This is a genomic window from Dorea sp. D27 (assembly GCF_001185345.1).
Classification (GTDB): domain Bacteria; phylum Bacillota; class Clostridia; order Lachnospirales; family Lachnospiraceae; genus Extibacter.
This window is the reverse complement of the sequence record NZ_KQ236743.1, coordinates 1,058,798-1,079,000: the sequence shown is the minus strand read 5'-3', so window position 1 is coordinate 1,079,000 and position 20,203 is coordinate 1,058,798. Positions and strand designations below refer to the sequence as shown.

Here is a 20,203-nt window from a genome sequence, read left to right as displayed (position 1 = left end):
AAGGAGCAGATTTTCAACTATCTGCTCCTTTTTTCTGTACTTATCATAGCATAAAACGGCTGATTTTTCAAGACTTGTAATCATATGCGCACGGTCATATAATAGACGACTAAGGTAAAGGAGGTACATGGTATGGATAAAGCATTATATGAGCTTCTTTCGGCCAACAGGGATAAGGAGGAGCTGGCTGCGGTAAATTCCTGCAACGAAATAATCGGAAGGCAGTTCGGCCTCAGCCTTACCCGGGAGGAGGCAGCGGCCTTGATTGCAGCAAAACAGGAAAGCCTGAAGAAGCATCAGAGGGTGGAATTTGGCAGAGGTATCCTGGATAAGCTGATGTTCGTGTTCTGTGATTCCCAGTACATCAGCCGGCAGGATTATGCCGAGACGCTGGCCAGGCTTCAGGACATCTTCTATGTGTTCAAGAATGAGGCACAGGACAGGCTGACAGACGAAGAGCTGCTGACTTTTATGAAAGAGCAGTTCGAGACGGTATGTTTTAGAGATATGGAATATCTGGAAGGGACGTGCCTGACACGCTTTTCGGCTGCGGTGAGGGCCGGGTACCGGGGATATGAGGCGTTCGGGGGAAAGGGGGAATACGAAGAATTGAGCGAAGAGCAGCGTTGGGACAGTGAACTGTATACGGAAGCCCTCAGAGAATTGTTCTGGGAGTAGTAAAGGAGGAGGGGACATATGGAATATAAGCTGGAAGAACTCGTGCCGGTCACGGCCATGCTGGCGGAAAAGTATACGTCAAAAGAGAGCAGCTCGGTGACCTATGAAAACGCGCAGATGCTCATGGGAGCGGTTATCTATTGCATAGAAGAGCAAGAGGCCGCATGTGGCAATGTACCGGCCGGCGGCAGGAAGGTGAAGGCGGCGGAGGCCTACGAGGCAGGTTATGCACAGGTGCTGGATAAAACGAACCGTGCGAGGGAAGCCTACAACAGGCTGACGGCAGATTTTGAAGATTATGGCTGCAGGAACTACAAGGATACGATTACTGGAGGAATGCCCGCCTTCTTCCTCTATTATGACGTGCGGTTCCAGCCCCAGAACCATATCATAACTCTGGATTACCCAACGGTCGGAACATATGTAGACCGGTGCGGAATAGACCTCATATATGAATATCTGTGCGATATAGAGACGGAAAGCAGGTTATTAAGCTGCTTTCAGACTTCGGCAGTGAGAGAGCTGCTTCGCAGGACTGAGGAACGGTTTGGAGTCCTGTATATGGAGAATCTCTGTTCTCTTGCCCTTCTTAACGCCATAGGATGTATCATTGCAGAACATCCTTTTTCAAGTCTGGTATTGGAGAAAAACGACATTGAGAAGATAGGAATGTACTTCCGCGAGGATAGCCTGCCGGAAGTAGAACGCAAGGCCGGCGCTTATATCCGTATGATTGCGGAGGCGGCCGGGCTTGGCAGCGAGCAGGAATATTTTCAGAACATGAGGAGAGAGTACGCGCTTCGGATCTTCCATGGCACAAAACATCGTGTGCTGGAAGCGCTCTTCCTGTAATCTTCCGGAAAGGGAATATTTCCAGGGACAATGTATAAAGGGCAGAAGCCACACATAGATTACTATAAAACTATGTGTGGCAGTGTTTTATGAAGGCAAGAAAGAAAGAGCGCAGACAGGATATAGAGAGCCAGTCGTTCAGGAATAAAGTTGCAGAGGCCTCCGAGATGCCGAAAGACGTAGTGCTTGGGATGCCCGTACTTACCATAACCGGGCAGTTGGAGATGAACCTGGAGAATTACAGGGGCATACTGGAATATACAGACGCCCTCGTACGCATACAGACGAAGATCGGGCAGATCAGAATCGCCGGTAAGAACCTTCAGGTTGCATATTATACGAATGATGAGATGAAAGTGACTGGGCGGATAGAGTCCATAGAATATCATCACTAAAGGGGGATAAGATTTGCTTTTATCCATGATTCGATATATAAAAGGATACGTACAGATTCGTGTAATCGGTTATTCGGCAGAAAGGTTTTTGAATGCATGCAGCCACAGAGGTATCTACATATGGGGACTGAGACCGTCTAACGGAGCGTATGAGATGTACATGTCTGTTGACGGTTTCCGCAAGTTAAAACCGATTATCAAGAAGACCGGAACAAGAGTGGTGGTAGCAGGGCGGTTCGGTCTTCCTTTTTTTTTACACAGATACCGGAAAAGAAAATTATTCTTTATCGGCGCCTTTTTAAGTGTCGCGCTCATATACATATTATCTCTTTTTATATGGGATATCGATATAGAGGGAAACCTGTCGCAGACGGATGAAAACATTCTGGAGTTCCTTCAGACGAAGGAAGTCGAGCACGGGATGAAGAAGTCCAGCGTGGACTGTGCCAGAATTGTAAAAGATATCCGCAAAGAATATGACGGAATCATCTGGGTATCCGCCTCCATCCAGGGATCCAGACTTATCATACAGGTGAAAGAAAATGAGGATTCCCTGCCTGCCGCTGGCGGCGGCGAGGAGCTGAAAGAAGAGGATACGGGCAGCGCCGATGGGAAAGAGGAGGAAGAGCCGCAGGATATCGTGGCTGACATTGACTGTACCATAACGGAAATTATCACGAGAAAAGGAACTCCGGAAGTCAAGGAAGGAGATGCGGTCAAAAAAGGTGATCTGCTCGTGTGCGGCAGAGTACCTGTAAACAATGACGCCGGTGAGACGACCGGATACCACTATCATAAATCGGACGCGGATATCAAAGGGAAAGCAGTCATACCATATGAACAGGAGCAGGACATAACCTATATTGAAAAGGAGCTTCCCGAGGTCAAAAGGCAGGAGCTGTATATCAAGATCGGAAGATATCGGTTCGGACTCGGGAGCAGAAAGCATGGTTATGAACATTATGAGGTCCTATCTCAAGAAAAACGCTGGAAGATAGGAGAGGAATTCTACCTGCCTGTATCGACGGGAACACGTACGATTCAGCCGTATAGGACGGAGAAGCATAAGTACAGTGATAAACAGCTTCAGGCTATGCTGAGCGCCCGGTTTGACAAGTATTGTGAAGATTTAGAGAAAAAGGGGGTAGAAATTATTGAGAATGATGTTAAAATATACACAGGGTCCGAAAAAGCGATAGCGAAAGGGAACCTTACGGTCATCATGCCTATAGGCGCCACGGCGCCTACGGAAGTCGTCGATGTGCCGGAACAAGAAGAGGATGGAACGTCAGGAGATAATATAGATGGGAATGATGGAGACAGTCATTGATATGCCGGCGGAGCATGAACAGAATGTATTCGGCCAGTTCGATGCATATGCCAAAAAAATTGAACGTACGCTGCATGTAACACTCATAGCAAGAGACGGGAATGTCAAGATAATTGGAGAAGCGCTGCAGACAGAACGGGCAAGGAAAGTACTGGAACAGCTTGTCGGCCTTTCTATGAGGGGCAATACGATACAGGAACAGAATGTGGATTATACGCTGTCCCTCGTGATGGAGGACAGTGCGGAGAGCGTCGTGGAGATGGATAAGGAGTTCATCTGCCATACGCTGCAGGGAAAGCCCATCCGTCCAAAGACGCTTGGGCAGAAAAAATATGTAGATGCCATACGGCGCAAGATGATTGTGTTCGGTCTTGGCCCTGCAGGAACAGGGAAGACATATCTGGCCATGGCGATGGCGATTACAGCATTTAAAAATAATGAGGTGGGCAGGATAATACTGACAAGGCCGGCCATAGAGGCGGGTGAGAAGCTCGGGTTCCTGCCCGGAGACCTGCAGAGCAAGATTGACCCATATCTCAGGCCTCTTTATGATGCCCTCTATCAGATTATGGGCGCGGAAAGCTTTCTGAAGAACTCCGAAAAAGGACTGATTGAAGTGGCCCCGCTTGCATATATGAGAGGCCGTACGCTCGACAATGCCTTTATCATACTCGACGAGGCGCAGAACACGACTCCTGCGCAGATGAAGATGTTTTTGACGAGAATAGGGTTCGGTTCCAAAGTAGTCGTCACCGGCGACGCGACGCAGAAGGATCTGCCTTCCGGGCAGATGTCCGGGCTTGACGTGGCCGTTTCTGTCGTGAAGCATATCGAGGACATCACCGTCTGCCAGCTGAGCAGCAGGGACGTGGTGCGGCACCCACTCGTACAGAAGATTGTCAAGGCTTATGAAGATTATGAGAACAGAGGCCGTGCAAAAGGAAAAGACCGAAGGAGAAAATAAACAAAATGACGCTTTATTTTGAGGAAGAAGGGGAGTCCCGGCTGGATATACCGTGTGAGGATCTGGCACGGGAGGTGGCGGAAGAGACGCTGGAATATACAGGCTGCCCATACGAGGCGCAGGTGAACGTGCTGCTCACCACGAATGGACATATGAAGGAGATGAACGAGGAGTTCCGGGGAATCGGCCGCCCGACAGACGTGCTTTCCTTTCCGATGGCCGAATATGGACATCCGGGAGACTTTGGCTGTCTGGATGAGCAGGACGGCTGCTTCGATCCGGAGTCCGGGGAACTGGTTCTTGGCGATATCGTGATATCCAAAGAGAAGGTGATATCCCAGGCAGAAGAGTTTGGACATTCTGTCAAAAGAGAATACGCTTTTTTAATCGCCCATTCTATGTTACACTTAATTGGGTATGACCATATGGAGGAAGAAGAACGCCTTGATATGGAAGCAAGACAGAAAGAGATTTTGGACAGACTAAACATATTACGATAAACGGAGCATGAAGTATGGCTGAAAAACGCAGAAAAAAAGAGGCCAATTTCCTTATACAAGGATCTATTCTTGCCATTGCAGGGGTGGTTACTAAGATAATTGGCGTTATATATCGTATTCCGCTGCGGAATATCGCGGGACAGGAAGGGATGGGCTATTATGGGGTGGCTTTTTCCATCTATATCGTGGCACTTACACTGACATCCTACAGCCTGCCGCTGGCCGTGTCGAAGCTAGTGTCGGCCCGTATCGCGGTAGGTGAATATAAAAATGCATATAAAGTGTTCCGGGGCGCATTGATGTTTGCCGTCATGGCAGGCGGATTCGTCGCCCTCCTCATCTTTTTCGGGGCAGGGTTTATCGCGGACAATATCATGTCCATCGATATGAGCGTATATGCGCTGCGGGTGCTGGCTCCGTGCATACTGATCGCAGCGGTGCTGGGTGTCATGCGAGGGTTCTTCCAGGGAATCGGTTCCATGGTGCCTACCGCCATCTCGCAGATCATCGAGCAGATAGTGAACGCGGTCATCTCCGTGACAGGAGCTTACGTACTGTTCAGTGTAGGCAAAGGAATAGCCAAGACGAGGGGAAATGACTCATACGGTCCTGCCTACAGTGCGGCGGGAGGTACGCTAGGCACCGTGGCGGGGGCGCTGACGGCGCTGCTTTTTGTACTGTTCATCTTCATGGCATACAAGAAAGTCTACAGGAGGAAGATGCGCAGAGACCGCAGCCGCCACAAGGAATCATATAACAGGATATATAAAGTGCTGTTAATCACTATCGCTCCGGTCATACTGAGCGCGACCGTCTACAATATCTGCGATTTTGTTGACAGTGCCATGTTCAGCAATATTATGGCCGCCCAGGGAGAGAAGAAGATCGTATATACGAAACTGCTCGGCATACTTACCGGAGATTATACGACACTGATCAACGTGCCTTTATCTATCTCAAGCGCTTTTGCGTCATCTCTTATACCGAGCCTTGTCGCCACTGCACAGACAGGCAGCCGTAAGCAGATACATAGCAAGATCAACATGGTAACCCGGTTCAACATGATGATTGCAATCCCGTGTGCGGTTGGTTTTCTCGTGCTCGCCAAGCCGGTACTGGACTTGCTGTTCTATGGTTCGGACAATACGACGTCTGCCTATATGCTGCAGCTTGGAGCCATCTCCGTCGTGTTCTTCTGCCTGTCCACAGTGACGAATTCCGTACTCCAGGGCCTGGACGATATGATGACACCGGTCAAGAATGCGGCGATATCGCTTGGCATCCATGTGGTCTCGCTGTTCTTGTTCATGGTTATCTTCAAATGGAACATATATGCAGTCATTTTGAGCAAGATCGTATTTTCCGGCGCAATCTGCATATTGAATTCACATGCGCTGCGAAGCCGCATCGGCTATGTACAGGAGCAGAAGAAGACCTTTATCATTCCCGCCATATCTGCGGCTGTCATGGGCGTGGTAACCGTTGTAGTGCATCTCGTCGTGGAACTCTTTATCGGCAGCAAGGCGGCGACGATACTTGCGCTTCTGGCGGCACTTGTCACGTATGGCATCACGCTTATCCTGCTTGGAGGCCTGACAGAGGAGGAGATGCTCGGCATGCCGAAGGGGGCGACTATCGTGTCGATATGCAGAAAACTGCATCTGATCCGCGGTGAGTACAGATAACAGAAAATCAGCAGTTTTGTATAAATAATTGAAAAACAGCCAATACTGTACTAAAAAAGGAGTTGTCCTTATGAAAAATAAGTATGGTATTGGCTTTTTTGCGGCTGCAATCATAACGGTACTTGCGGTATCCAGCGCATACCAGTTGAGTTACCAGAAAGCAAAAGAACGGGCGGAGGCGGAGACAAAGATAGAAAAAGAGCAGGAGACTGCCAAGGCCAAGACGGAACCGTCGGTGAGGACGGAAGGGTCAGCTTTGAAAGAGGACTGCTATTACCTTATGGAAGTCAATGGATATATCGTCGTCTATCTGAGTGACAAGAAGACACCTTATGAGTACACGGATATCCGGTATGATGAACTTCCGGCAGCCGTGCGCGAGGAGATACGCAACGGCAAATATATAGAAGATACAGGAACGCTGTACGGCTTTCTGGAAAATTATTCGAGTTAGATAAGTTCATAATAAGAAGTGGACTTTCATCCTTTTATAGTGTATTATGAATACCGTAATTTCGATGATTTCAGGAAGGACAAAAGAAAAATGGACGGTAAGAAGATAGCGAGAATAAATGAATTATATCACAAGTCCAAAGCAGAAGGGCTTACAGATGCTGAGCGGAAAGAACAGCAGGTTTTGAGAAGAGAGTATGTGGATGCTTTCAAGCAGAACCTGCGCAGCCAGCTGAATCAGATTTCAATAGAAGAGACAGACGGTACGATAACGGATTTAGGTGAGAAATTTGGCGGAAAAAGAGGAAATTAGAAAGTTAATTCTAAAAAAAAGGCTGGAAATCAGCCCGGTGGAATGGCAGAACGGCACAGAAGCAATCACAAGGGAGATCATCTCTCATGTGTGGTTTCGTGAGGCCACAGATATCTACTGCTATGTCGACTGCAGGAAAGAGGCCGGTACAAGACCGCTGATGGAAGAGGCGTGGCGGCTTGGAAAGACAGTATGGGTACCAAAGGCCGAGGAGGTGGAGATGGATTTCTATGAAATCCATTCTTTTGATGAGTTGTCCAGAGGGTGCTTCGGCGTTCTGGAACCAGCCATAGGGGCGGCGGCTGACGGCAAGGACGGGCTGGTAATCATGCCGGGCGTGGCCTTCGATGCCAGACGCGGCCGGATTGGCTATGGAAAGGGATACTATGACCGGTATCTGAGAAAGCATCCGGGGCTCCATACGATTGCGGCTGCATTTGATATCCAGATTGTAGAGGAAGTGCCTCAGGAAGAAGAGGATGTCAGACCGCAGCTTATCATAACAGAGACAAGAACTATATAGCGGCGGAAAGGATGGATAGGAATGCAGTTTGGACTGCCGAAAGACCCCATGCTGCTTTTGAGCGTGGTAAACACGAAGATAAGAGACTATTACCACACGCTTGACGCGCTGTGTGAGGATATGCAGGTAGATAAAAATAAGATTGTAGATACATTGAAAGGAATCGATTATGAGTACGATGAATCCAGACATCAGTTTGTCTAGTGAGATACCGGTCACCGAACCGGAGAGGCAGTATTATTACATAGAAAAGGCCAGGCGGCATGTGGCGGCTAAATCGGAGGAGATTGGACGGGCGCTTACTTTTTGTGTGACGACCTTCGGCTGCCAGATGAATGCCCGCGACTCTGAAAAGCTGAGGGGGATACTGGAGCGTATCGGTTATGAAGAGGCAGAGGAGGACAAGGCGGATTTTGTCATTTATAACACATGTACGGTCCGGGAAAATGCAAATACGAGAGTGTATGGCAGGCTTGGACAGCTGAAGCCGCTGAAGCGGAAGAATCCCCATATGATGATAGGGTTGTGCGGATGTATGATGCAGGAACCTGAGGTGGTGGAAAAGCTGAAGAAGAGCTACCGCTTCGTGGATCTCATATTCGGTACGCACAATATATATAAGTTTGCAGAGCTGATTGTCTCACGTCTAGAGTCGGGCGGTATGGTGATTGATATATGGAAAGATACGGATAAGATTGTGGAAGACCTGCCGAACGAAAGGAAATATGCCTTTAAATCGGGTGTCAATATCATGTTCGGCTGCAATAATTTCTGCAGCTACTGTATCGTGCCATATGTACGCGGGAGAGAGCGGAGCCGTGCACCGGAAGCTATTATACGGGAAATCGAACAGCTTGTGGCAGACGGAGTGACAGAAGTTATGCTTCTTGGACAAAATGTAAACTCATACGGGAAGACGCTCGATACGCCAATTACTTTTGCGGCACTTCTCGAGGAAATTGAAAAGATAGAAGGACTGGAGCGCATAAGGTTCATGACGTCACATCCAAAGGATCTGTCTGACGAGCTGATTGAAGTGATGGGCAGATCACGCAAGATATGCAGGCATCTGCATCTCCCCGTACAGTCCGGAAGCACAGACATACTAAAAAAGATGAACCGGCATTATACGAAGGAACAGTATCTGGAGCTGGTCAGAAAGATCAGGGCGGCAGTGCCGGACCTCTCTCTTACGACAGATATCATTGTCGGTTTTCCCGGCGAGACCGAGGAGGATTTTCAGGAGACTTTGGATGTCGTGCGCAAGGTTCGATATGACAGCGCGTTCACCTTCCTCTATTCAAAACGTTCAGGCACCCCTGCTGCTGCTATGGAAGAACAGGTACGGGAGGATGTCGTGAAGGACCGGTTTGACCGGCTTCTTTGTGAAGTCCAGAATATTGCCCGCGAAGTATGCGCGGTGCATGAAGGGAGCATACAGCGGGCACTGGTAGAATCTGTAAGTGAACACGACAGCTCGCTCGTGACAGGAAGGCTGAGCAATAATCTGCTCGTGCATTTCCCGGGTACGGAAGATATGATAGGTACATATGCAGACGTAAGGCTTGACGAATGCCGGGGCTTCTACTATATCGGCAGTCTGGAGGCCGGCCGGTGACGCATGGCTGTTAAGAAATAAATACCACCCATATTATAAGCCAAAACGCTCAAACTATAAGTAAGAACATATAGTGAGGGCGTTTTTACATGAAGAAAATAAGTGAGTATCTGTTTTTTATCAGCTTAGGAGGCTGTATTTATTATACATTAGAAGTAGTTTTCCGCGGTTTTTCACACTGGAGCATGTTCCTGCTCGGCGGTATCTGCCTTCTCTTCTTTGAGATACAGGGCAAGGCGGTCAACTGGGAGGATCCCCTCTGGAGGCAGCTCATGAGATGCATTGTTTTTGTGACATCAATGGAGTTTATAACCGGCATTGTGGTCAACAAGTGGCTGGGCCTTGGCGTGTGGGACTATACGAACCAGCCGTTCCACCTGTTCGGGCAGATCTGTCTGCCCTTCGTAGTCTTGTTTTCGGGGCTGTGCGTCATAGGCATCCTATTGAGCGGCTACTTGTCATACTGGCTGTACGATGAACCAAAACCACATTTCCATGTATTGTGATGAGAATTTTAAGTCTTTTATATTTTAGAGATTAATGATATAATAAAATGTAAAAAATTAGACAAAAGAGGAGAAAAGCGTGGCTGAACTTACCCCGATGATGCAGCAGTATGTAGATACGAAAAAAGAGTATCCTGACTGTATCTTATTTTATAGATTAGGCGATTTTTATGAGATGTTTTTTGATGATGCACTCACTGCATCGAAAGAGCTGGAAATAACTCTGACAGGGAAGAACTGCGGGCTTGACGAACGGGCGCCTATGTGCGGCATCCCTTACCATGCCGTGGACGGCTATCTGAACCGGCTCGTGTCCAAAGGCTATAAGGTAGCAATCTGCGAGCAGATGGAGGACCCGGCGACGGCAAAAGGTCTCGTCAAGCGGGAGGTGGTCCGTATCGTCACACCTGGGACGAACCTGGATACACAGGCACTCGATGAGACAAAGAATAATTACATCATGTGTGTGGTATATATCGCGGACCGTTACGGTCTGTCGGTGGCAGATGTCACGACCGGGGACTACTTTGTGACAGAACTTGAAACAAGTGGAAAACTGTTTGATGAGATTTATAAATTCATGCCCTCAGAGCTCATATGCAATGAGGCTTTTTATATGAGCGGCATGGATATGGAGGTGCTGAAGGAACGTCTCGGGATTACGATATATGCGCTGGACGCCTGGTATTTTGACGACGCACTCTGTCAGCGGACGCTGAAAGAGCACTTCAGGGTGAATTCTCTGGAAGGCCTCGGACTGGGGGACTATGACTGCGGTGTCATCGGGGCGGGAGCCCTACTTACATATCTGAAAGAGACGCAGAAGACAGACCTGGCCCATCTGACAAAGCTTACCGGATATGCGGCTGGTAAATATATGATGCTGGACAGTTCCACGAGGAGGAACCTGGAGCTTTGTGAGACGCTGCGTGAAAAGCAGAAGAGAGGCTCGCTTCTCTGGGTGCTCGACAAGACGAAGACGGCGATGGGGGCGAGGACACTTCGCAAATATATCGAACAGCCTCTCATTGACAAAGAAGCGGTAGAACGGCGTCTTGACGCGGTGGAAGAATTCAAGGCAGGAGCAATAGCGAGAGAAGAGATCAGGGAATACCTGAGTCCTGTCTACGATCTGGAACGACTCGTCTGCAAGATTACATACAAGTCCGCCAATCCGAGGGATCTGACCGCATTCAGAAGCTCTCTGTCCATGCTGCCTCATATCCGGTGCATAATGGGCGATATGAACAGTCCGCTTCTGAGGGAGCTTTTTGACAATCTGGACACGCTCGGGGATTTGTGCCGGCTTATCACGGATGCCATCCAGGACGAGCCTCCTCTGGCCATGAAAGAAGGCAATATCATACGGGAAGGCTACAACGAGGAAGTGGATCGGCTCCGGGCTGCGAAGTCGGATGGAAAGGAGTGGCTTGCGAAGCTGGAAGAACAGGAGCGGGAGAAGACGGGTATCAAGAATCTGAGGATCCGTTTCAATAAAGTGTTCGGCTATTATCTGGAAGTAACAAATTCGTTCAAGAATCTCGTCCCGGATTATTATACGAGGAAACAGACGCTGGCCAATGCAGAGCGTTATATCATCCCTGAGCTGAAAGAGCTGGAGGATACGATACTGGGAGCAGAAGACAAGCTGTATGCGCTGGAGTATGAGCTGTACTGCGAGGTGCGGGACACGATTGCCGGAGAGATCGAGCGTATCCAAACGACCGCCAAGGCGGTGGCACAGATTGATGTCTTTACCTCCCTTGCGCTTGTGGCGGAACGTAATAATTACGTGCGCCCCAAGATGAACGAAAAGGGAGTCATCGACATCAAGGATGGAAGGCATCCCGTCGTAGAAAAGATGATTCCGAATGACATGTTTATCGCCAATGACACGTTCCTGAACGACAGGAAGAACCGCATATCTGTCATCACTGGGCCGAATATGGCCGGAAAATCCACATATATGAGGCAGACAGCACTCATCGTGCTCCTGTCACAGATTGGCTCCTTCGTACCGGCGTCTTCTGCGGACATAGGGCTTGTAGACAGAATATTCACAAGGGTGGGAGCCTCTGATGACCTGGCTTCCGGACAGAGTACATTTATGGTTGAGATGACGGAGGTTGCCAATATACTTAGGAATGCCACAGGCAAAAGCCTCCTCATACTGGATGAAATCGGGCGGGGTACGAGTACCTTTGACGGGCTGAGCATCGCCTGGGCCGTGATTGAACATATCAGCAACAGCAGGCTGCTCGGTGCCAAGACGTTGTTTGCAACCCACTATCACGAGCTGACCGAGCTGGAGGGCAAGATCGACAATGTGAATAATTACTGCATCGCGGTCAAGGAGAAAGGCGACGATATCGTATTTCTGCGCAAGATTGTAAAAGGCGGGGCGGACAAAAGCTATGGCATACAGGTGGCCAAGCTGGCAGGCGTGCCGGATACGGTCATCGAGCGGGCGAAAGAGATCGTGGAAGAACTGAGCCATGCGGACATTACCGCCCGGGTAAAGGATATCGCGGTAAACGGCCATGAGGCTAAGATTAAGACCAAGAAGTATGACGAGGTCGACCTGGCTCAGATGTCGCTGTTCGATACGGTAAAAGACGATGACGTGATTGATGAGATAAAGAATCTGGATGTGAGCAACCTGACCCCGATTGATGCGCTGAATACGCTGTATCAGCTGCAGAACAAACTGAAAAACAGGTGGTAATATGAATAAGATACAAGTATTGGACCAGGTAACAATAGATAAGATTGCCGCGGGAGAGGTGATTGAGCGCCCGGCCTCTGTCGTGAAGGAGCTGGTGGAGAATGCGATAGACGCGGGTGCTACGTCTGTTACCGTAGAGATCAAAGAAGGAGGCATCTCCTATATACGTATTGCGGACAATGGCTGCGGCATTGCCAGAGAAGAAGTGCCTTCCGCGTTTCTGAGACATTCTACGAGCAAAATCCGTTCTGTGGATGATCTCGTACATATCGGTTCCCTCGGGTTCCGGGGAGAGGCGCTTTCCAGCATTGCAGCGGTGTCACAGGTAGAACTGGTCACAAAGACGAAAGCGGATACTTTTGGCACGAGCTACCGCATCGCGGGCGGAAAAGAGGAAGCGCTGGACGATACAGGTGCACCGGACGGGACGACATTCCTCATCCGTCAGCTGTTCTATAATACTCCTGCCAGAAGAAAGTTCTTAAAGACACCGATGACAGAGGCAAGCCATGTGGGGGAACTGGTGACGAGACTGGCGCTGTCCCATCCTGAAATATCTTTTCAGTTTATCAATAACGGACAGTCGAAAATTCACACTTCTGGAAACGGCAGCCTCAAAGATGTCATTTATCACGTGTATGGGAGAGAGATTACGGCAAATCTGCTCGCTGTAAACTACGAGCGCACCGGGATGAAGATTACAGGTTATCTGGGGAAGCCTCTGATATCAAGGGGAAACCGCAATTTTGAGAATTATTTTATCAATGGCAGATATGTGAAGAGCAGTATGATAGCGAAAGCCATCGAAGACGCCTACAAAGACTTTACGATGCAGCACAAATATCCTTTTGTCGTGCTGCAGATGGAGATAGACGGAGAACATATCGATGTCAATGTACATCCGACAAAGATGGAATTACGGTTTCATAACCAGCAGGATGTCTATAATTCTGTATATGAGGCGGTTGACCGGGGACTCCACGCTGAGGAGCTCATTCCCCATGTAGAGGTTCCGGAGCCGCCCAAGGCGGAGGCTGCGATGAGACAGGTGGCAGCAGAGGCACCGGCGGCTCCTATACGGGAAGAAGCGCCTGCCGGGAAGAATCCGGGCCAGAAGGACGTGGAGTACTTCATGGAGGAGATGAGAAAGAGAGTCCGCTCCTATCATGATCAGCATTCATCTGCCGAAGTGCAAGATAAGAATGCCATATTCAAGCCGGATGTTCAGGCAGACCGGATACGCGAAGCCGTAGAATATGCGAAGTCCGGCGGCGGACAGAGAGAAAACATCCATGGCCGGAAAACGGACAGCCCGGCGCTGCAGAAGGGCAGCGGGACCGGGAAGCAGATAGATATGTTTGAAGAAAAGCTGCTCGACCGTGAGAGGAAGGCAGAGTATAAGCTCATCGGACAGGCGTTTGACACATATTGGATCATCGAATTCCATGACAGCCTATACATCATTGACCAGCATGCGGCGCATGAAAGGGTACTATATGAACGCACGCTGAAGAATATGAAGACGAAGGAATTCACCTCCCAGTATATCAGCCCGCCGATCATCCTGAATCTTACGATGCAGGAGGCGGAGCTCCTGAATACTTACATGGAGCAGTTTACAAAAGTCGGATTTGAGATAGAAGAGTTTGGGCAGGAGTCTTACGCCGTGAGAGCAGTACCGGATAACCTGTTCAGCATTGCCAAAAAAGAGCTGCTCATGGAGATGATAGACAGCTTGTCCGATGAAATAAGCAGAACCCTGTCACCGGACCTGATTGATGAGAAGGTGGCATCCATGTCATGCAAAGCTGCGGTCAAAGGTAATATGAAGCTGTCGGCGGCGGAAGTGGATGCGCTGATCGGCGAACTGCTTATGCTGGAGAATCCGTATCATTGTCCGCATGGCCGCCCTACTATCATCGCCATGACGAAGCGGGAGCTTGAGAAGAAGTTTAAGAGGATCGTATAACTATGAAGAAGAGACCATTAGTGGTACTGACCGGGCCTACTGCTGTCGGCAAAACAAAAGCATCTATCTCACTTGCCAAGGCAATCGGCGGCGAAATCATATCCGCCGATTCGATGCAGGTGTACAAATATATGGACATCGGCTCCGCTAAGATAAGGCCTGAAGAGATGCACGGCATACCGCATCATCTCGTGGATGAGCTTTTGCCGTCGGAGGAATTTAACGTCGTCCGTTTTCAGGAGATGGCGAAAAAGGCGGTGGAGCACATCTATGGAAGAGACAGGATTCCTGTCGTTGTCGGCGGAACCGGCTTTTATATCCAGGCGCTGCTCTATGACATCGATTTTGCGGAGAACGGAACCGGCAGCGACATCCGGGACCGGCTTGCCGGTTATGCGCACAGACACGGCGCCGAGAAGCTGCACGAGCGTCTTGCGGAAGTGGATGAAGCATCCGCCGCCCGCATACATCCGAATAATGTCAAACGGGTGATTCGGGCGCTGGAGTTCTATGAACAGACCGGGCAGAAGATTTCTGAACATAACGAAAGAGAACGGGCAAAAGAGTCCCCTTACAACGCGGTTTACTTTGTGCTGACGGATGACAGGGGGCATCTCTATGCCCGGATTGACGGGCGGGTGGACAAGATGATAGAGGATGGCCTTGTGGATGAAGTGCGCGGCCTGAAGAAGATGGGGTATACGAAGGAGATGGTATCCATGCAGGGGCTTGGCTACAAAGAAATACTTGACTATCTTGACGGAAGATGTACACTGGAAGAAGCAGTCTATACGATCAAACGGGATACGAGGCATTTTGCAAAGAGGCAGATTACATGGTTTAAGAGGGAGAAAAATGTAATCTGGATCGACAAGAAGACGTATGGATATGACGAAGAAGAAATGGTACACGCTATGATAAAACATTTGGAGGGAGTACTATGTTTAGAAGATTTTTCGGGGGGAACCAGTTCCTGAAGAAAATGAACACATTGATGGAACTTTATTCACGCAGCCATAACGCGGCTGCTACATACAAGCAGCTGCTGGAGCTCGCTCCGCTCATCTGCACGAAGGGGGAGGAAGCTCTGTACGATCTGAACCGCGCGGCACTTCTGTATGACATGAAGCGCTACCGGGAATCGGCAGACATCGTTCTGGAGATAAAGCCGCTGAATCCGGAATTTGACGCCAGATGCGCGTCTCTTAAGACAAAGATAATGAACGCATGGCAGGGAGGAGACAATTGCTAAGATGCCTGATATAACAAAACTTTATGAAGAAATGGGAATACGAAGCGCTGTCCTTGCATTTGGCCGGGAGCTGGAGGCGGGATTGAAAGAACGCTTTGAAGAGATAGACAGGACGGCGGAATACAACCAGCTCAAGGTCATTCACGCCATGCAGGAGAACCGTGTGTGCGAGGCGTGCTTCAACTATGCAAGCGGATACGGATACAGTGACCAGGGCAGAGATACCCTTGAGGAAGTGTATGCTTCTGTATTCCATACAGACAGCGCCCTCGTACGGCCTCAGATTACGTGCGGAACCCATGCGCTTTCGTTGGCGCTTGGCGCCAATCTGCGCCCGGGGGACGAACTGCTGTCGCCGGTTGGAAAGCCATATGACACGCTGGAAGAAGTTATCGGTATCCGGCCGTCCAGCGGTTCTCTCGCAGAATACGGAATCACCTACAGACAGGTGGATCTGAAAGAAGGCGGAACCTTTGATTATGACAGAATAGAAAAAGCGCTGAATGAACGGACGAAGATCGTGACGATACAGCGCTCCAAAGGCTATCAGACACGGCCGAGCTTTTCTGTGGAGCAGATTGGGGAGCTGATTGCTTTTGTGAAGAGGCGCAAGCCCGGCATCATCTGTATGGTGGACAACTGCTACGGCGAGTTCGTGGAGACGCTGGAGCCAAGCGACGTAGGCGCGGACATGGTCGTCGGATCGCTCATAAAGAATCCAGGCGGAGGCCTGGCGCCGATAGGAGGCTACATCGCGGGCAGAAAAGAACTGATTGACGCCTGCGGCTACCGGCTTACATCACCTGGACTCGGCAAAGAGGTAGGAGCATCGCTCGGTGTGATGCAGTCCTTCTACCAGGGGCTTTTCCTCGCTCCGACGGTGGCTGCCAGTGCGCTGAAGGGAGCGATATTCGCCGCCGGGATATACGAAAAGCTCGGTTTCAGCGTCATACCAGACAGCAAAGAGAGCAGGCATGATATCATCCAGGCGGTACAGCTTGGAACCCCGGAGGGGGTCATCGCTTTCTGCAGGGGAATACAGGCCGCTGCGCCGGTAGATTCCTATGTGTCTCCTGAACCATGGGCGATGCCTGGCTATGACAGCGACGTAATTATGGCAGCCGGGGCATTCGTGCAGGGATCATCCATCGAACTCAGTGCGGACGGACCGATCAAGCCTCCGTATGCGGTCTACTTTCAGGGAGGGCTGACCTGGCCCCACGCAAGACTAGGGATTCTCATGTCTCTCGAATACATCGTAAGAGAAGGGCTTGTCAAAATCTGACGGCGGGAAAGGAGTCAGAAGCAATGGGTAAGATAGCTATCATCGGCGGCGGCATCTCCGGCATGGCGGCCGCGATAACAGCGGCACGCACGGACAGCAGCGCGGAAGTGTTTATACTTGAGCATAATGAAATTCTCGGTAAGAAAATACTTTCTACCGGCAACGGGCGCTGCAACCTCACGAACATGCAGCTGTCGGCAGATTACTACAGAGGCGGCGGAGCGCAGCTGGCAGAGGCCGTACTGCGGCAGTTCAGCCTCGAACAGACGCTGGAATTCTTCCACAGCCTCGGACTTCTGACCCGGTCACGGGGAGACTATGTATATCCCCGTTCCGAGCAAGCCGCAGATGTCAGGGAAAGCCTGCAGATGGAACTGGAACGCCTTCAAGTAAGCTGTCATTTGGAGGAGCATGTGAGGAGCGTCCGCAGGGACGGACGGGGATTTGCCATCGAGAGCGGAGACAAGCTGTACCGGGCGGACAAGGTAATCCTTGCCTGCGGAAGCCGCGCTTCCCAGATTGCAGGCTCGGACGGAAGCGGATATGCCCTGGCGCAGGGATTGGGACATACGCTGGAACCGGTCGTTCCGGCTCTCGTCCAGCTGAAGGTACGCGCCAACCCTTTTGCCAAAGCGTCGGGAGTAAGGACGGAGGCAAGGATTGCAGCCAGAATCGACGGCAGAGAGAGGGCCGCAGATACAGGCGAACTGCAGATTACGAGCTACGGCATATCAGGCATCCCGGTGTTTCAGATCAGCCGCTTCATATCAAGAGGTCTCTATGACAGACGCAACGTACAGGTAGAGGCAGATTTTCTGCCGGATGTGTCATATCAGAATGCAGAAAGCCTGTTAGCCCGAAGGGCGGAACAATTCAAGGAGCGCAGCGCAGAGGGATACCTCAGAGGAATCTTCAACCGGAAACTGATTCCAAGACTGTTGGATCTTGCACATATCAAGGCAAAGATGCCGGCCGGGAACCTAACGCCGGCTCAGATCAAGTCTCTCGCCGCTGTATGCAAGCATACGCTGCTCGACATCGAGGCCACGAATGGTTTTGAACAGGCGCAGATTTGTGCAGGAGGGGTGAAGACATCCGAGATAAGCCCGGACACGATGGAATCATTATACGTGCCTGGTCTATATCTGGCAGGTGAGATGGTGGACGTGGATGGAATCTGCGGAGGATATAACATCACATGGGCAGTTGCCAGCGGTCATATTGCCGGCTGCCATGCAGCCGGCCGCTAACCATTCAGATTAATATACTTGGTTCACTGGGTCAGCCGTGCATCGCCTGGTATCGCCGTTCACAGACAGATGGACAGGAATATGAGAAGAACAGAAGGCCCGGTGCAGAAGCGTGCAATCGTTTCTGTTCTGGGTCTTCTCTCTATATTTTTCAGGTAAAATGCGAATCGGTGCCAGTGAGATTATAATATAAGAAAGGGATATTGAAATGATACGTATTACACAGCTTAAGCTTTCCGCCGCCCATACAAAAGAGGAATTGAAAGAAAAGATACTGAAATTGCTGCGTATTGACAGACATGCGCTGCTTTCTTATACAATCAGAAAACAGTCGCTGGATGCGAGAAAGAAACCGGACATCTATTACGTCTATACGGTTGACGTACATGTATCAGACGAGCGGTCTGTTAAAAAGCGCATAAAAAATAAACAGATATCGTTTTGCGGACCGGATCCGGAATATGTGCTGAAGACAGAAGGAGAGCGCCCGCTAAAGCACCGTCCTGTAATCATCGGGACAGGCCCCGCGGGTCTGTTCTGCGGCTATGAACTTGCACTGCATGGATATCGCCCGATTCTGCTCGAAAGAGGAGCGGATGTAGACAGGCGGCTTGAAGATGTGAGGCAGTTCTGGGAGGGCGGGAGACTGGATCTGCAGTCCAATGTCCAGTTCGGAGAAGGCGGTGCGGGAACGTTTTCAGACGGCAAGCTGAATACCCTTGTCAGAGACCCGCAGCTGCGCAACGCAAGGGTGCTCAAAGTATTTGCAGAGCACGGGGCGCCGGGAGAGATTCTGTACCAGAGCAAGCCTCATCTCGGAACCGATATGCTTTCCGGCATCGTAAAAAATATGCGAAGGACAATAGAGAAGATGGGCGGGGAGGTCCGCTTCCATTCTCTCGTAAGAGATATCCGGACAGCCGGAGAAGGGAAAGGCAGGCGGCTTGCACAACTGGTTATTGAAGATACGGTAACAGGAGAGCAGTACCGTCTCGAGACAGAGGCCGCGGTCTTTGCAATCGGGCACAGTGCGCGCGATACATTCGAGATGCTGGAAAAGAGGGGACTTCCGATGGAAGCGAAGTCTTTTGCCATAGGGGTACGCATCGAGCATGCCCAGTCTATGGTAGATGAAGTCCAGTATGGAAAGGATTATCAGGGAAAGCTGCCCCCGGCGTCTTATAAGCTCACAGCCTCAGCCTTGGATGGGAGAGGGGTGTATACGTTCTGCATGTGTCCGGGCGGCTATGTCGTTAATGCGTCATCCGAGGAGGGAAGGCTTGCGGTTAATGGCATGAGCTGCCATGACCGTGGAGGCCAAAATGCCAACAGTGCAGTAATCGTGACCGTGTCTCCTGAGGATTATGGCGGCAGCGGGCCGCTTGCCGGTGTGGAATTCCAGCGGAGGCTTGAGGAGGCCGCGTTCCGTGCCGGAGGAGGGAAAGTGCCGGTCCAGCTGTTGAAAGACTACCGGGAAGACAGGCCGTCTGCGGGAGAAGGAAAAGTTGCCCCGCAGATAAAAGGAGCCTGCCGTTGGACGAATGTCCGAAGCATATTTCCGACATTCCTCGCGCGTGATATAGAAGAGGGAATCCTTGCTTTTGAACGGAAGCTTCCGGGGTATTCCGGGGACGATTCGGTGGTATCCGCAGTGGAGAGCCGTACGTCATCACCGGTACGGCTTGTACGCGGAGCGGACATGCAGAGCAGCATCCGGGGCATCTATCCATGCGGCGAAGGAGCAGGGTATGCGGGCGGTATCACATCCGCGGCAATGGACGGTATGAAGGCGGCAGAGGCAATCGCCAAATTATACCGGCCATTCGACAAACATGACGAAGCCTTAAGAAATTTTTAATGGGATAAGTATATACACTCATTCTTAAATATGATAAAATATACTGA

General features: G+C 50.3%; 20 protein-coding genes. All 20 read left to right on the top strand.

The genetic code is table 11. The annotated features are described in order from the left end of the window. Window positions 1–132: 132 nt before the first annotated feature. The 20 genes from HMPREF0980_RS05130 to HMPREF0980_RS05035 all read left to right on the top strand — a co-directional run bounded on the left by HMPREF0980_RS05130 (window position 133) and on the right by HMPREF0980_RS05035 (window position 20,156). Window positions 133–678, top strand: coding sequence for a DUF6323 family protein (locus HMPREF0980_RS05130; protein ID WP_049728021.1), 546 nt, complete (start codon window positions 133–135; stop codon window positions 676–678). Window positions 679–696: 18 nt separating this feature from the next. Next, window positions 697–1,530: a DUF6179 domain-containing protein gene (locus HMPREF0980_RS05125; protein ID WP_049728020.1), complete on the top strand. Its 834-nt coding sequence runs from the start codon at window positions 697–699 to the stop codon at window positions 1,528–1,530. 89 nt (window positions 1,531–1,619) lie between these two features. Further along, on the top strand, window positions 1,620–1,925 hold the full coding sequence (gene yqfC, locus HMPREF0980_RS05120) for a sporulation protein YqfC (RefSeq protein WP_049728019.1): 306 nt from the start codon (window positions 1,620–1,622) through the stop codon (window positions 1,923–1,925). A gap of 13 nt (window positions 1,926–1,938) precedes the next feature. After that, window positions 1,939–3,255, top strand: a complete 1,317-nt coding sequence (locus HMPREF0980_RS05115) for a sporulation protein YqfD (protein ID WP_242847336.1) — start codon at window positions 1,939–1,941, stop codon at window positions 3,253–3,255. After that, window positions 3,230–4,219, top strand: a complete 990-nt coding sequence (locus tag HMPREF0980_RS05110) for a PhoH family protein (protein WP_049728018.1) — start codon at window positions 3,230–3,232, stop codon at window positions 4,217–4,219. Before HMPREF0980_RS05115 ends, HMPREF0980_RS05110 begins: the two co-directional genes overlap by 26 nt. Before the next feature lie 5 nt (window positions 4,220–4,224). Next, window positions 4,225–4,719 (top strand): rRNA maturation RNase YbeY, encoded by a 495-nt coding sequence (ybeY, locus tag HMPREF0980_RS05105; protein WP_049728017.1) that lies wholly within the window; start codon window positions 4,225–4,227, stop codon window positions 4,717–4,719. 14 nt (window positions 4,720–4,733) lie between these two features. Continuing rightward, window positions 4,734–6,404: a putative polysaccharide biosynthesis protein gene (locus tag HMPREF0980_RS05100; RefSeq protein ID WP_049728016.1), complete on the top strand. Its 1,671-nt coding sequence runs from the start codon at window positions 4,734–4,736 to the stop codon at window positions 6,402–6,404. A gap of 70 nt (window positions 6,405–6,474) precedes the next feature. Beyond that, window positions 6,475–6,858: a hypothetical protein gene (locus HMPREF0980_RS05095; RefSeq protein ID WP_049728015.1), complete on the top strand. Its 384-nt coding sequence runs from the start codon at window positions 6,475–6,477 to the stop codon at window positions 6,856–6,858. Between the two features lie 90 nt (window positions 6,859–6,948). Further along, the gene (locus HMPREF0980_RS05090) at window positions 6,949–7,170 is read left to right on the top strand and encodes a DUF896 domain-containing protein (protein WP_049728341.1); all 222 of its coding nucleotides are present in this window, start codon (window positions 6,949–6,951) and stop codon (window positions 7,168–7,170) included. Then, complete coding sequence (locus HMPREF0980_RS05085) at window positions 7,139–7,693, top strand: 5-formyltetrahydrofolate cyclo-ligase (protein ID WP_242847335.1); 555 nt, start codon at window positions 7,139–7,141, stop codon at window positions 7,691–7,693. Before HMPREF0980_RS05090 ends, HMPREF0980_RS05085 begins: the two co-directional genes overlap by 32 nt. 21 nt (window positions 7,694–7,714) lie before the next feature. After that, window positions 7,715–7,897 carry a DUF4250 domain-containing protein gene (locus HMPREF0980_RS05080; RefSeq protein WP_049728013.1) on the top strand — a complete coding sequence of 61 codons (183 nt, stop codon included), beginning with the start codon at window positions 7,715–7,717 and terminating at the stop codon, window positions 7,895–7,897. Continuing rightward, a complete protein-coding gene (miaB, locus tag HMPREF0980_RS05075) occupies window positions 7,863–9,311 on the top strand; it encodes a tRNA (N6-isopentenyl adenosine(37)-C2)-methylthiotransferase MiaB (protein WP_049728012.1) in 1,449 nt (482 codons plus the stop codon). The genes HMPREF0980_RS05080 and miaB overlap by 35 nt, the downstream gene beginning before the upstream one ends. 89 nt (window positions 9,312–9,400) lie before the next feature. After that, window positions 9,401–9,817 (top strand): putative ABC transporter permease, encoded by a 417-nt coding sequence (locus HMPREF0980_RS05070; protein WP_049728011.1) that lies wholly within the window; start codon window positions 9,401–9,403, stop codon window positions 9,815–9,817. A 79-nt stretch (window positions 9,818–9,896) separates the two neighbouring features. Continuing rightward, window positions 9,897–12,542, top strand: a complete 2,646-nt coding sequence (gene mutS / locus HMPREF0980_RS05065; RefSeq protein WP_330375850.1) for a DNA mismatch repair protein MutS — start codon at window positions 9,897–9,899, stop codon at window positions 12,540–12,542. 1 nt (window position 12,543) lies between these two features. Further along, window positions 12,544–14,511 (top strand): DNA mismatch repair endonuclease MutL, encoded by a 1,968-nt coding sequence (gene mutL, locus HMPREF0980_RS05060; RefSeq protein ID WP_049728010.1) that lies wholly within the window; start codon window positions 12,544–12,546, stop codon window positions 14,509–14,511. 2 nt (window positions 14,512–14,513) lie between these two features. After that, entirely contained in the window at window positions 14,514–15,488 is a 975-nt protein-coding gene (miaA, locus tag HMPREF0980_RS05055) for a tRNA (adenosine(37)-N6)-dimethylallyltransferase MiaA (protein ID WP_049728009.1), read from the top strand. Then, a complete protein-coding gene (locus HMPREF0980_RS05050) occupies window positions 15,452–15,763 on the top strand; it encodes a hypothetical protein (RefSeq protein ID WP_049728008.1) in 312 nt (103 codons plus the stop codon). Before miaA ends, HMPREF0980_RS05050 begins: the two co-directional genes overlap by 37 nt. Window position 15,764: 1 nt before the next feature. Beyond that, the gene (locus tag HMPREF0980_RS05045) at window positions 15,765–17,048 is read left to right on the top strand and encodes a methionine gamma-lyase family protein (RefSeq protein WP_049728007.1); all 1,284 of its coding nucleotides are present in this window, start codon (window positions 15,765–15,767) and stop codon (window positions 17,046–17,048) included. A gap of 23 nt (window positions 17,049–17,071) precedes the next feature. Next, a complete protein-coding gene (locus HMPREF0980_RS05040; protein ID WP_049728006.1) occupies window positions 17,072–18,298 on the top strand; it encodes a BaiN/RdsA family NAD(P)/FAD-dependent oxidoreductase in 1,227 nt (408 codons plus the stop codon). Between the two features lie 208 nt (window positions 18,299–18,506). Next, complete coding sequence (locus tag HMPREF0980_RS05035; RefSeq protein WP_049728005.1) at window positions 18,507–20,156, top strand: NAD(P)/FAD-dependent oxidoreductase; 1,650 nt, start codon at window positions 18,507–18,509, stop codon at window positions 20,154–20,156. The last annotated feature ends 47 nt before the right edge of the window (window positions 20,157–20,203 follow it).